9 protein-coding genes are annotated in these 13922 nt (G+C 62.0%); 2 read left to right on the top strand and 7 right to left on the bottom strand.

The features are described from left to right. Nucleotides 1-74: 74 nt before the first annotated feature. The 7 genes from CKW07_RS17910 to leuC all read right to left on the bottom strand — a co-directional run bounded on the left by CKW07_RS17910 (nucleotide 75) and on the right by leuC (nucleotide 9346). On the bottom strand, nucleotides 75-2645 hold the full coding sequence (locus CKW07_RS17910) for a FimV/HubP family polar landmark protein (protein ID WP_095146334.1): 2571 nt from the start codon (nucleotides 2643-2645) through the stop codon (nucleotides 75-77). A 196-nt stretch (nucleotides 2646-2841) separates the two neighbouring features. Beyond that, complete coding sequence (locus CKW07_RS17905; protein ID WP_095146333.1) at nucleotides 2842-3852, bottom strand: aspartate-semialdehyde dehydrogenase; 1011 nt, start codon at nucleotides 3850-3852, stop codon at nucleotides 2842-2844. 181 nt (nucleotides 3853-4033) lie between these two features. Next, nucleotides 4034-5146 carry an aspartate-semialdehyde dehydrogenase gene (gene asd / locus CKW07_RS17900; protein WP_095146332.1) on the bottom strand — a complete coding sequence of 371 codons (1113 nt, stop codon included), beginning with the start codon at nucleotides 5144-5146 and terminating at the stop codon, nucleotides 4034-4036. Nucleotides 5147-5213: 67 nt separating this feature from the next. Then, nucleotides 5214-6296, bottom strand: coding sequence for a 3-isopropylmalate dehydrogenase (gene leuB, locus CKW07_RS17895; protein ID WP_095083018.1), 1083 nt, complete (start codon nucleotides 6294-6296; stop codon nucleotides 5214-5216). 51 nt (nucleotides 6297-6347) lie between these two features. Further along, nucleotides 6348-7112: a class I SAM-dependent methyltransferase gene (locus CKW07_RS17890; protein WP_095146331.1), complete on the bottom strand. Its 765-nt coding sequence runs from the start codon at nucleotides 7110-7112 to the stop codon at nucleotides 6348-6350. Between the two features lie 156 nt (nucleotides 7113-7268). Continuing rightward, the gene (gene leuD / locus CKW07_RS17885; RefSeq protein ID WP_095146330.1) at nucleotides 7269-7913 is read right to left on the bottom strand and encodes a 3-isopropylmalate dehydratase small subunit; all 645 of its coding nucleotides are present in this window, start codon (nucleotides 7911-7913) and stop codon (nucleotides 7269-7271) included. 2 nt (nucleotides 7914-7915) lie between these two features. Next, complete coding sequence (leuC, locus tag CKW07_RS17880) at nucleotides 7916-9346, bottom strand: 3-isopropylmalate dehydratase large subunit (protein WP_095146329.1); 1431 nt, start codon at nucleotides 9344-9346, stop codon at nucleotides 7916-7918. 198 nt (nucleotides 9347-9544) lie between these two features. Between leuC and CKW07_RS17875 the strand changes: the two genes are divergently transcribed. Then, the gene (locus CKW07_RS17875; protein ID WP_095146328.1) at nucleotides 9545-10435 is read left to right on the top strand and encodes a LysR family transcriptional regulator; all 891 of its coding nucleotides are present in this window, start codon (nucleotides 9545-9547) and stop codon (nucleotides 10433-10435) included. Nucleotides 10436-10504: 69 nt separating this feature from the next. Continuing rightward, a complete protein-coding gene (locus CKW07_RS17870) occupies nucleotides 10505-13795 on the top strand; it encodes a PAS domain S-box protein (RefSeq protein ID WP_095146327.1) in 3291 nt (1096 codons plus the stop codon). Nucleotides 13796-13922: the final 127 nt, after the last annotated feature.

The raw sequence follows: 13922 nt of genomic DNA, 5'->3' as shown, positions 1-13922 counted from the left end.
CCTTATTCAGGACGGGACACATAAAACAAAAACGGCAGCCATCATGGGCTGCCGTTTTTGTCATGCCAGGTCAATCAAGCCAGGCGAGCGAGCATTTCCCTGGCTTCGCTCTTCTGGCCGTCATTGCCCTCGCTGAGTACCTCGCCGAGGATGTCCCGCGCACCATCGTTATCACCCATGTCGATGTACGCCTGGGCCAGATCCAGCTTGGTGGCGACTTCATCGGTACCCGAGAGGAAGTCAAGCTCCGACTCATCGCTGTCCGCCGCCAGCGCCGCATCCTCAGCGGTGAAGGTGGGCTCAACGATGGGCGGATGCTCCAGCTCTTGCGAGAAGCGATCCAACTCGGCGTGCACATCATCCAGGTCAGCAATGAAGTCATCCGGCTTGGCGGACGAATCCATTTCATCGGCCAGGGACAGGTCGAAATCGGCCGGCAACTCCAGGTCATCCAGCGTCACGTCGACCACCTCAGGCGTCTGCTGTGCCGGCGGCTCATCGTCGAGGCTGAGCAGGGACTCATCCTCGGACAAGGTCGACTCCGGCAGGTCCGCACCCAGGTCGAGATCGAAGTCCGCCAGATCGCCCAGCCCCTCCGGCTCTTGAGCCTGCTGCGATACCGGCTCAAAACTCAGGTCATCGTCCAGCGGGAATGCTTCCAGCTCGGCGACAGGCTCGGCGGCGAGCTGTTCAGGCGATACCGCCTCCAGCTCATCCAGACTGAGGTCGAATGCACTATCGAAATCTTCCTCTGGCGCAGCAACTTCGGGTGCTGGAGCTGGAACCTCAGGCTCATCCAGCAGCAACTCCTTGACGTACTGGGCATCCAGCTCGGCCGCCGCCGCAGCGGCGGCAATGCCACCCACTGCCGCTATGGCAAGCATGGCCGGGAAGCGACTTTTGAGCTGCTCGACCTCTGCGTAGTTCTTACCATTGGCAACCAACTGGCGCTCTTGCGCGACAAACGCATCGCGATCGCCCTGCTGAGCATAGACTTCCATCAACTTGAGGCGCAGCTCGCTGCGTTGCGGCTCTTGCTTGACGCCTTCTTCCAGCAGGTTGACCGCCTGGTTCAGACGCCCGGCATCGATATGCGACTGCGCGTGCATCAGCACATCGTCCGAGCGTTCGGCGGCAGGCGACACCAGGGGCGCAGCAATTGGCGTGGTCATCACGACCGGCGCCACCACCACCGGCTCAGCCGCTGGAGCTGGAGCTGGAGCCAGCTTGACGGCGGGCGGCGCAACTTCAAGGCCCTCGAAGCTGCTTTCCGGCAGATCGAGGTCCTCGGAGAAATCCGACTCTTCAGCCAGCGCCTTCGCCATCCGCCGGTGCTTTTCGGATTCCTGCTGAGCCTTGCGACGACGCGCCAGCAGCAACAGCAGCAAGGCCAGCACGACCGCCCCACCACCGACCAGCCCCATCAGCGCCGGACTGGCCAGCAGCTCGCCGTACTTCTGCTCATCGCTGGCCGCAGGCGCGGCGACGGGCGCGGCGGCCGGGTCTGCCTGTGGCGTCTCGGGAGATTCTGTAGCCAAGGTCGCGGCAGGCTCAACCAACTCGGCCGGCATCGTCTCTGAAGACAGGGTCGCGCCAGCATGCCCCGCTTCTGCCTGCAGCTTGGCCAGTTGATTGTTTTTCAGCTCGATCAGGCGCTGAAGCTTGTCCAGCTGGCTTTGCAAGTCGGTCATGCGGCTGTTCAGCTCGGCGTTGTCACGACGGGCCGTGTCGAGGCTTTCCTGTGCTACTGCCAGCTTGTTGCCGATGGCCTGGCTATCGCCGGCCGGGCCCTTGCCACGGTTTTTGCCGGACTCGGCCGAGACCAGGCTCAGGTTATCCTTGGCAGCACCCTGGGCCAGCGCGCTATTACGCCCGCGACCGCTGGCGTCCAGTTGCTGCGCCTGGGTCCGCGGCACGTAGCGTCGCCCCTGGCGCCAGGCGGCGTTCTGCGCGGCCACTTCAGCAATGGCTTGCGCTTGCGGCAGGCCAGTGCTTTGCCCAGCGTCCGGCAGGCGCAAGACCTGACCGGTTTTCAAGCGGTTGATGTTGCCATCGATAAAGGCATCGGGGTTCAACGCCTGGATCGCCAGCATGGTTTGCTGGATCGAAGCGCCATTGCGCGCCTTCGCGGCAATCTCCCACAGGGTGTCGCGCGGCGCCGTGGTGTGTTGCGCCGTCGCCCCGGTAACCGGCGCATTGACCGCTGGCGCCGTTTGCGCCGCGGCGTCAGCCGTTTGCGGCGAGAACTTGGAAGGGTCGAGCAGCACGCTGTAGTCACGCAGCAGGCGGCCGTTCGGCCACATCACCTGAACCAGGAATTTCACCATGGGTTCGGACAGGGGCTGGCTGGACGTCACCCGCAGGATGCTTTTACCGCTGGCGTTGAGCACGGTCGTGAATGTCAGGTCATTGAGGAACGCCTGGCGGTCCACGCCGGCCTTGGCGAAGTCATCGGCCGAGGCCAGGCTTGGTACCACTTCGGCCACCGTGAGGTCCTTGACATCGAGCAACTCGATCTCGGCCACCAACGGCTGGTTCAGGGTCGACTTGAGGGTCAGTTCCCCAAGCCCAAGGGCATGCGCCATACCGGAGGACAGCGCCGAGGCGGCCGCTATTGCTAACACCAGTTTGCGAACTTGAACCATAGCCTCATCCTTTGTTTGAACATTCCTCGGCCAGCGAGAAGGTGTTTAATGCTGCTGCCGTAAGGCATGGCGCACAGGACTCGGAGGAGTCTGCGCGCGATTATTTCACTCACGCCCTTGCAGGCCCCGCATGGCGGCCCGCCTCATAGCATAGCGCTCAGCTAGAATCATTCTGCAAATTGTTGCCAAGTATCTTTTACACAAGGTCTTTTATCAACAACTCGGCCACCTGCACTGCGTTGAGCGCGGTACCTTTGCGTACGTTATCTGACGTCAGCCACAGATTAAGTTCCGCCGGATCGTCGACGCCGCCGCGAACCCGACCAACGTAAACCACGTCCTGGCCGACCGCATCACCGACCGGCGTCGGGTAATCACCCGCCTCCACCAACTCGATACCCGGCGCCGCCTCCAGTGCGGCGTTGACTGCAGCCAGGTCGACCGCCTTGGCCGAAACCAGGGTCACGGTATAGCTATCGCCAAAAAACACCGGAGCTTGAACGCAGGTCGCGGAAATCTTCAAGGCTGGCTGCGCCATGACTTCACGCAACTCTCGAACCAGGCGTTTTTCCAGCAGCGTATGGCCTTGGGCATCCGGCGCGCCGACCTGTGCCAGCAGGTTGAACGCCATCTGCCGATCGAAGAAGCGCGGCTCCAGCGGGCGGGCGTTCAGCAGCTCGGCGGTCTGCCGGGCCAGTTCGGTCACCGCCTCGCGACCCTGGGCTGAAACAGCCAGGCTGGCGGTCACGGCGATGCGCTGCACATCGAGCTGATCGCGCAATGCTGCCAGGACCACGGCCAGGGTGGTCGCCGAGGCACTTGGGCTGCTGACCTGAAACGGCTTTTTCAGCCCGGCCAGCACCTGGGCATTGGCTTCCGGCACCACCTGTGGCGCCTGGTCGGCCGGCAAGGCACCGGACAAGTCGATCAGCGCGCAACCCGCGGCCGTCGCTCGCGGGGCAAAGCTCAGGGTGACCGCCGGCCCGGCGGCAAAGAACACCAGTTGCACCTTGCTGAAATCAAACTCGTCGACCTCCCGCACCCGCACGTTCTTGCTACGGAACATCACCGAATGCCCAGCCGACTCGCTGCTCGCCAGCAGGTGCAGGTTGGCAACCGGAAAATCACGCTCTTCGAGAATCTGAACGAGGGTTTCGCCAACAGTACCGGTGGCGCCGACAACGGCGATATCAAAGGACTGGCTCATGGTTCTACCTCAGGCGAAACGGGGGGAGCGGCACTTTACCGGGTGACTGGCATGCAGGCAATTGCGCCGGGGATTTGTCGTGCCTGTGCCTGCTCGTGATGGCGACTTGACTGACGACACAACGCTCATAAAAAAACCCGCACCTCTTTCAAGGCACGGGTTCTTTCACGGCATCAACCGATCAACGTTCCAGCAGGATCCGCAACATGCGACGCAGCGGCTCGGCCGCGCCCCACAGCAGTTGGTCGCCGACGGTGAAGGCACCGAGGTACTGGGTCCCCATGTTCAGCTTGCGCAGACGGCCAACCGGTACGTTCAGGGTACCGGTGACCTTGGTCGGACTCAGCTCCTGCATGCTGATGTCGCGGCTGTTCGGCACCAGCTTGACCCAAGGGTTGTGCTGGCTGATCAGACCTTCGATATCGGCGATCGGCACGTCTTTGTTCAGCTTGATGGTCAGCGCCTGGCTGTGGCAGCGCATGGCGCCGATACGCACACAGATGCCGTCCACCGGGATTGGGCTCTTGAAGCGCCCGAGAATCTTGTTGGTCTCGGCTTGGGCCTTCCACTCTTCGCGGCTCTGGCCGTTCGGCAGTTCCTTGTCGATCCAGGGGATCAGGCTGCCCGCCAGCGGTACGCCGAAGTTTTCGGTCGGGTAGGCGTCGCTGCGCATGGCTTCGGCAACACGACGGTCGATGTCGAGGATGGCGCTGGCCGGGTCGGCCAGTTGATCGGCGACAGCGGCATGGGTCGCGCCCATCTGCTTGATCAGCTCACGCATGTTCTGCGCGCCGGCACCCGAGGCTGCCTGATAGGTCATGGCGCTCATCCACTCCACCAGACCGGCTTCGAACAGGCCACCCAGGCCCATCAGCATCAGGCTGACCGTGCAGTTGCCGCCGATGTAGTTCTTGGTGCCCGCGTCCAGCTGCTGGTCGATGACCTTGCGGTTGACCGGGTCCAGCACGATGACGGCGTCATCCTGCATACGCAGGCTGGACGCGGCATCGATCCAGTAACCCTGCCAGCCGGCTTCACGCAGCTTGGGGAACACTTCACTGGTGTAGTCGCCACCCTGGCAGGTCAGAATCACGTCGAGGGTCTTGAGCTCTTCAATGCTGTAAGCGTCTTTGAGCGGAGCAATGTCCTTGCCCACGGACGGACCTTGGCCACCGACATTGGAAGTGGTGAAAAACACCGGCTCAATGAGATCGAAATCCTGCTCTTCCAGCATCCGCTGCATGAGCACGGAACCGACCATACCGCGCCAACCGATCAGACCTACACGTTTCATCGCAACTACACCTTTTACAAAAAGTGGGCTCGCTTGCCGGCATCAGCAACAAGCGGGGCCCGAGAGATTACAGATTCCGCAGCGCGGCGACTACTGCGTCGCCCATTTCCTGCGTTCCGACTTTAGTGCAACCGGCCGACCAGATGTCACCGGTGCGCAGGCCCTGATCCAGGACCACGCTCACGGCTTGCTCGATGGCGTCAGCGGCGGCCTGCTGGTTGAAGCTGTAACGCAGCATCATCGATACCGACAGAATGGTCGCCAGCGGGTTGGCAATGCCCAGGCCTGCAATGTCCGGCGCCGAACCATGGCACGGCTCGTACATGCCTTTGTTGTGGGTATCCAGCGAGGCCGACGGCAGCATGCCGATGGAGCCGGTGAGCATCGATGCCTGGTCGGACAGGATGTCGCCGAACATGTTGTCGGTGACGATCACGTCGAATTGCTTCGGCGCGCGCACCAGTTGCATGGCGGCGTTGTCGACGTACATGTGGCTCAGCTCGACCTCGGGGTAATCCTTGGCCACTTGCTCGACCACTTCGCGCCACAGCTGACTGGAGGCCAGGACGTTGGCCTTGTCCACCGAGCAGAGCTTCTTGCCGCGCACCATGGCCATGTCGAAGCCGACCCGGGCGATGCGACGGATTTCGCTTTCGCTGTACGGCAGGGTGTCGTACGACTGGCGCTCACCGTTTTCCAGGGTGCGGGTGCCGCGTGGCGCGCCGAAGTAGATACCGCCGGTCAGTTCACGGACGATCAGGATGTCCAGGCCGGCGACGATTTCCGGCTTCAGGCTGGAAGCCTCGGCCAGTTGCGGGTACAGGATTGCCGGACGCAGGTTGCCGAACAGCCCCAGTTGCGCACGAATCTTCAGCAGGCCACGCTCAGGACGGATATCCCGCTCGATAGCGTCCCATTTCGGGCCGCCCACGGCACCCAGCAACACGGCATCGGCCGCACGGGCACGCTCCAGGGTTTCGTCGGCCAATGGCACGCCGTGCCGGTCGATGGCGGCGCCACCGATGACGTCGTGGCTCAATTCGAAGTCCAGGGCGAACTTGTCATTGGCCAGCTCCAGCACCTTGACCGCTTCGGCCATGATTTCCGGGCCAATACCGTCACCTGGGAGAATCAGAATCTGCTTGCTCATGCGTTCCTCATGTCATCAGTCGGCGCACCCACGGGTGCACCCGGAAAAATTCTAGCGTTCGGCCCACAGTACCAGCACATCGGTACTGAACGAACCATCGGCCTCAATCTCAAAATATTCACGTACTTCGTTGCCCATCGACTGCTGCAACTCCCGGATCGCCGCACGCATCACCGCTGGCGTGCGCATGCGCTCGACCCAGCTGCTGTACTCCAGGCGCAACCGCTGGCGCGTGGTACTGCGGGTCTGCAACCCCGCCTCGCTGACCTGGCGCAACCACTCGCCGGCGGAATAATCACGCACGTGGCTGGTGTCGCGCAGTACCTCGACGCTTTGCAGGTAAGTGTCGAGCAATGGTGCGCCCGGTGACAACACATCGATGAACGCCGCCACCCCGCCCGGCTTCAATACCCGGCGCACTTCGCGCAGGGCCAGGCCGAGGTCGCTCCAGTGGTGCGCCGAATAGCGGCTGAACACGAAATCGAACTCGCCATCGGCGAATGGCAGCCGTTCGGCGGCCCCCAGCACGGTGGTCACGTTGCCCAGGCCGCGATCAACGGCAGCACCGGCCACCACGTCGAGCATCTGTTGCGACAAGTCGTAGGCCACCACTTCCTTGACCAGCGAGGCCACATGAAAACTGACATGACCGGCGCCACAACCCAGGTCCAGCACCCGGGCTTCACCCTGCCCCGCCAGCTCGGCCTGTAGCAGCGCAAATTCAGTGCCTTGAGCGTGTACAGCGCTGCTCAGGTAGGCCGAAGCCTGTTCACCGAATTGCTTTTGTACGACTTGGGTATGGGCGGTGTTTGTCATGATGACTTCCCTGATTGGACAGCCTGGTGATTATCTGTAGGAGCGAGCTTGCTCGCGAAGGTCGTCAACGATGATGCTGGGATCCTGAAGGAACGCAGCGTCCTTGAGTCTTTCGCGAGCAAGCTCGCTCCTACAGTGGGTTACACGTCCGGTTAATTAAGCGTCGCGAAACAACCAAGGCTGGCTCGCGCGATGCTTGGCTTCAAACGCAGCAATCGCCTCGCCGTCCTGCAAGGTCAGGCCGATATCGTCCAGGCCGTTGAGCAGGCAGTGCTTGCGGAACGCATCAATCTCGAAGCTCAACACCTTGCCGTCAGGACGGGTCACCGTCTGGGCCTGCAAATCGACCTGCAACTGGTAACCAGGAGTCGCCTCCACTTGCTGGAACAGTTCGTCGACTTCCTCGTCGCTGAGAATGATCGGCAGCAAGCCGTTCTTAAAACTGTTGTTGAAGAAGATGTCGGCGTAGCTCGGCGCGATGATGCTGCGGAAACCGTACTCTTCCAGGGCCCACGGCGCGTGCTCACGGCTGGAGCCGCAACCGAAGTTCTCGCGGGCCAGCAACACGCTGGCGCCCTGGTAACGCTCGGCGTTGAGTACGAAGTCCTTGTTCAGCGGGCGCCTGGAGTTGTCCTGGTACGGCTGACCCACGTCCAGGTAGCGCCACTCGTCGAACAGGTTCGGGCCAAAACCGGTGCGCTTGATCGATTTGAGGAACTGCTTGGGGATGATCTGGTCGGTGTCGACGTTGGCACGATCCAAAGGCGCGACAAGACCTGTGTGCTGGGTAAAGGCTCTCATGGTTACTGCGCTCCCTGGATCAATTCACGGACATCGATGAAACGACCGTTGACGGCTGCGGCGGCTGCCATGGCCGGGCTGACGAGGTGGGTACGTCCACCGGCGCCCTGACGGCCTTCGAAGTTACGGTTGGACGTCGAGGCGCAATGCTCGCCGGACTCCAAACGGTCCGGGTTCATCGCCAGGCACATCGAGCAGCCTGGTTCGCGCCATTCAAAACCGGCCTCGAGGAAAATCTTGTCCAGGCCTTCCGATTCCGCCTGCGCCTTCACCAGGCCCGAGCCCGGCACCACGATGGCCTGCTTGATGGTCGATGCCACTTTGCGGCCCTTGGCGATCACGGCGGCAGCGCGCAAATCTTCGATTCGCGAGTTGGTGCAGGAGCCGATGAACACGCGGTCCAGTTGAATGTCGGTGATCGCCTGATTGGCGGTCAAACCCATGTATTTCAAGGCGCGGACGATGGAGTCGCGCTTGACCAGATCCATCTCTTTAGCCGGGTCCGGCACGTTCTGATCGACGGCGAGAACCATTTCCGGGGAAGTGCCCCAGCTGACTTGCGGCTTGATCTGCGCAGCGTCGAGTTTAACCACCGTGTCAAACACTGCATCGGCGTCGGACACCAGGTCTTTCCAGGCTTCGACGGCCAGATCCCACTCAGCGCCTTTCGGGGCGAACGGACGACCCTTGACGTAGGCCACGGTCTTCTCGTCCGCCGCGACCAGGCCCACACGGGCACCGGCTTCAATGGACATGTTGCAGATGGTCATGCGGCCTTCGACCGACAAGTCACGAATGGCGCTACCGGCGAACTCGATCGCATGGCCATTGCCACCAGCGGTGCCGATCTTGCCGATCACCGCGAGAACGATGTCCTTGGCAGTCACGCCGAACGGCAGCTTGCCCTCGACCTCTACCCGCATGTTCTTCATTTTCTTGGCGACCAGGCACTGGGTGGCGAGCACGTGCTCGACCTCGGAGGTGCCGATACCGTGGGCCAGGGCACCAAACGCGCCATGGGTCGAGGTATGGGAGTCACCGCAGACCACGGTCATGCCCGGCAAGGTTGCACCCTGCTCCGGGCCGATGACATGGACAATCCCCTGGCGCACGTCGTTCATCTTGAATTCGACGATGCCGTATTCGTCGCAGTTGTCATCGAGGGTCTGAACCTGCAGGCGCGAGACCTGATCGACGATGGCGTTGATGCCACCCTTGCGCTCCGGCGTCGTCGGTACGTTGTGGTCCGGGGTCGCGATGTTGGCATCGATACGCCAAGGCTTGCGCCCGGCCAGGCGCAGCCCCTCAAAGGCTTGCGGCGAGGTCACTTCGTGAATGATGTGACGATCGATATAGATCAGCGCCGAACCATCGTCGCGCTGCTTGACCAAATGCGAATCCCAGAGCTTGTCGTAGAGCGTTTTGCCGGCCATCAGACGTTTCCTCATCAGCTTGTTTCTATGCCGGGGAGGCCTGCGTGGCAAGTGCCGCTGGAGCACTTCGCCGTACAGGCCCCTGGGGTTGAAGTGACTCAATAACCCCGTGGCTTGTGAGGTCGATCCTATGGGGTTACATTAAATAACTCAAATTCATATTTTTTATGCTTTGGATAACCAACTGGAATACAAGAAATGGACCTGGCCAACCTCAATGCTTTTATCGCCATTGCCGAGACGGGCAGCTTCTCGGGCGCCGGTGAGCGCCTGCATCTGACCCAGCCGGCCATCAGCAAGCGAATCGCCGGGCTGGAACAACAACTCAACGTGCGCCTGTTCGATCGGCTGGGTCGCGAAGTCAGCCTGACCGAGGCCGGACGTGCCTTGCTGCCGCGCGCCTACCAGATACTCAACGTGCTGGATGACACCCGCCGGGCGCTGACCAACCTGACCGGCGAGGTCAGCGGGCGCCTGACACTGGCCACAAGCCATCACATCGGCCTGCACCGCCTGCCACCTTTATTAAGGGCGTTCACCCGCCTCTACCCCGAGGTGGCACTGGATATTCAGTTCCTCGACTCGGAAGTGGCCTATGAGGAAATTCTTCATGGTCGCGCCGAGCTGGCGGTCATCACCCTGGCGCCAGAGCCTCATTCGCTGGTCAAGGCCACGCCCGTGTGGGACGACCCCCTGGACTTCGTGGCGGCCCCCGAACACTCGCTGATCAGCAATGGCGCGGTCACGTTGGCCGATATCGCGCGCCACCCCGCGGTATTTCCCGGCGGCAATACCTTTACCCATCACATCGTCCAGCGCCTGTTCGAAACCCAGGGCCTCACGCCAAACATCGCCATGAGCACTAACTACCTGGAAACCATCAAGATGATGGTCTCCATCGGCCTTGCCTGGAGCGTCTTGCCGCGCACCATGCTCGATGATCAGGTGGCGCGCATACCTTTACCGGGCATACAGCTCAGTCGCGAGCTAGGCTATATCGTGCACACCGAACGGACGCTATCGAATGCGGCACGGGCTTTCATGGCCTTGCTGGACGCACAAATCGATTTGCCAGGGACTCACGGCTGACTTGTGCTAATCCTTTAAGGCTGCAAACCCCACTGCCGAATGCCCAATTCAGCCCAAGGCCTGTAGCCAATGCCCAAATCTGTTGACCGCCCACGCCCACACACACCGCCGATGCCGCGTATACAGGCGCTGGACCCTCACACCTCGGAGCAGAGCTGGGAAAGCGCACCGCAGTTGCTGGCCGCCCTCAACGGCGCTCGCCTGGGCGCCTGGTACTGGGACATCGAGCGCGGGCAGATCAGTTGGTCCCGGGGCACCCAGGCGCTGTTCGGTTTCGATCCACGGCAACCACTGCCCACGGACCTGGAATACCTGGACCTGCTCCCTCCCGAGGATCGGGCAAAAGCCCTGCGCGCCTTCCATGCGGTGATCGCGGGCGCCCCGCTGGAGCAGGCGATGCACCATCGCATCCGCTGGCCAGATGGCACCCTGCATTGGCTGGAGATCAGCGGCAGCCTGCTGCCGGACAAGCACGGCCGGCCACGCATGATCGGCGTGATCCGCGAAATCACCCACCAGCGCCAGCGCGAACAAGCCCTGAGCAGCTCGGAAAAGCGCTTCGCCACGCTGTTTCACCTATGCCCCAACATGGTGCTGCTGACCCGCCAGGAAGACGGCCTGATCACCGAAGCCAACCAGTATTTCGAAAGCCTGTTCGGCTGGCCGGTACAGGACGCCATTGGCCGCACGACCCTGGAGCTGGGCCTATGGGTCCACCCCGAGCAACGGACAAAGCTGGTCAAGGCCACCAAGGCCAAGGGCGAACTGGTCAGCATGGAGGTGCAGTTTCGCGCCAGCAATGGCCAGGTCCATGACGGCATCCTCAGCGCACAGAAGGTCGAGCTCGAAGGCCAGCCCTTCCTGCTCAGCACCTTTCTCGACACCACGGAACGAAAAGTCGCCGAACAGGCGCTCAAAGACAGCCAGGAGCGCCTGGACCTGGCCCTGGACTCGGCCCAGTTGGGCACCTGGGACTGGCACATTCCCAGCGGCATGCTCTATGGCTCGGCGCGGGCGGCCCAGTTGCACGGGCTGGACGCCAAGCCCTTCCATGAGTCCTTCGATGATTTTTTCGAGGGTGTGCCCGACGAAGAGCGTGGCAGCATGCGCGACGCCTACCGCAGCCTGCGTGAGGGACCGGCGGGCAATTACCAATTGACCTATCGCGTGCAATTATCGGACGGCAGTTCGCGCTACCTGGAAAGCCGCGCCCGACTGTACCGAGACGAGAGCGGCCTCCCGCTGCGCATGGCCGGCACGCTGCTGGACATCACCGACCAGGTTGAGCGTGAACAACGGCTGGTGACCTCCGAAGAAAAATTCGCCACCCTGTTCCAGGTCAGCCCCGACCCGATCTGTGTCACCCGCCAGGACAGCGGCCAGTTCATCGAAATCAACTCCAGCTTCACCCAGACCTTCGGCTGGAGTGCCGCCGAGGTGATTGGCCGCAGCGGCGACGACCTTGGCCTGTGGGATGCGTCATCGAAAAGCCTGCAACGGATCGAGCAGGTGATCCGCGAGCAGGGCCTGAACAATGTCGCGATCATCGTCCGCCACAAGGACGGGCAGGCCCTGACCTGCGTGATCTCCAGCCGCCAGATCAGCGTCGGCGACCAACCCTGCATCGTCACCACCCTGCGCGACATCACCCAGCAGCAACGCTCGGAAGCCGCGCTCAAGGCCAGCGAAGAGAAGTTCGCCAAAGCGTTTCACTCAAGCCCCGACGCCATCACCATCTCCGAGCGCGACACCGGACGCTATCTGGAGGTCAACGACGGATTCTGCCGCCTGACCGGCTATCGTGCTGACGAAGTGGTCGGCAAAACCGTGTATCAGGTGGGCATCTGGGCCGAAGAGAAGCAGCGCTCTGCCCTACTGTCGGAGTTGCAACTCAAGGGCCGGGTTCACCATCTGGAAATGCTCGGGCGCAACAAACGCGGCGAACTGCTGACGGTAGAAGTCTCGGTGGAACCGATCACCCTCAACGAGACGGCGTGCCTGCTGTTGACCGCCCGGGACGTCAGCCTGCTGAAGAACGCCGAAGCGCAGATCCGCCACCTGGCCTACCACGACCCCCTGACCAACCTGCCCAACCGGGCGCTGCTGATGGATCGACTGAGCCAGCAGATCGCCCTGCTCAAGCGCCATAACCTGCGCGGCGCCCTGATGTTTCTCGATCTGGACCACTTCAAGCACATCAATGACTCCCTCGGCCATCCCGTGGGCGATACCGTGCTGAAGATCATCACCGCACGCCTGGAAGCCAGCGTGCGCATGGAAGACACCGTGGCACGGCTGGGCGGGGATGAGTTCGTGGTCCTGCTCAGCGGTCTGGAGGGTTCGCGCAGCGAAGTCAGCGATCAGGTCCGGGAACTGGCCGACACCTTGCGCGAACTGCTGTCGGAACCGATGTTCCTCGACGGCCAGCGCCTGCAAGTCACGCCGAGCATTGGCATAGCATTGATTCCCGACCACGGTTCCACGCCCACCGACCTGCTCAAGCGCGCGGACATTGCCCTCTACCGCGCCAAGGATTCGGGGCGCAACACCACGCAGATGTACCACAACACCATGCAAAAGGCCGCCAGTGAACGGTTGCGCATGGAAACCGACCTGCGCCTGGCACTGTCCCGGGGCGAGTTTCGCGTGCACTACCAATCCCAGATCGACGCCCGCGACGGGCGCATCGTCGGCGCCGAGGCGCTGGTACGCTGGAACCACCCCCAACTGGGCGCGCAGTCACCCAACGAGTTCATCAAAGTCCTGGAGGACAGCGGGTTGATTCTCGAGGTCGGCACCTGGATCCTCGATGAAGCGTGCCTGGCCTTCAAACAACTGATCGCCAACGGCAAAATCGACCCGCTGAACTTCAGCCTCTGCGTCAACATCAGCCCGCGACAGTTCCGTCAGAACGACTTCGTCGAGCGCATCGAACAAAGCTTGGCCAGCCACGACCTGCCCTGCTCATTGCTGAAGCTGGAAATCACCGAAGGCATCGTGATCCAGAACCTGGAAGACACCATCATCAAGATGCGTCGCCTGAAAAAGCTCGGCGTCAGCTTTGCGATGGACGATTTCGGCACCGGGTACTCGTCACTGACCTACCTCAAGCGCCTGCCTGTCGACACCCTGAAAATCGACCAGTCGTTCATCCGCGACGCCACCAGCGACCCCAACGACGCCGAAATCATCCGCGCCATCGTCGCCATGGCCCGCAGCCTGGAGCTGGAAGTGATCGCCGAAGGCGTGGAAACGCCAGAGCAGCTTGAGTTTTTGCAGGGGCTCGACTGCCATTTGTATCAAGGGTACCTGCACAGTCGGCCGTTGCCGCTGGAGGAGTTTCAACAACTGCTGAAATGACGGATCGAGTAGGAGGCGGTTTCACAACCGCCGTCCTCTCACACCACCGTACATACGGTTCCGTATACGGCGGTTCAGGTTATGCGGCTAAGCCGGTTAATCGTTTCCAGTATTGAGACAAGCCTCA

Origin of the sequence: Pseudomonas sp. Irchel s3b6 (genome assembly GCF_900187415.1) — a bacterium.
Classification (GTDB): domain Bacteria; phylum Pseudomonadota; class Gammaproteobacteria; order Pseudomonadales; family Pseudomonadaceae; genus Aquipseudomonas.
The sequence above is the reverse complement of the archived record's forward strand: the minus strand, read 5'-3'. Positions and strand labels throughout refer to the sequence as shown.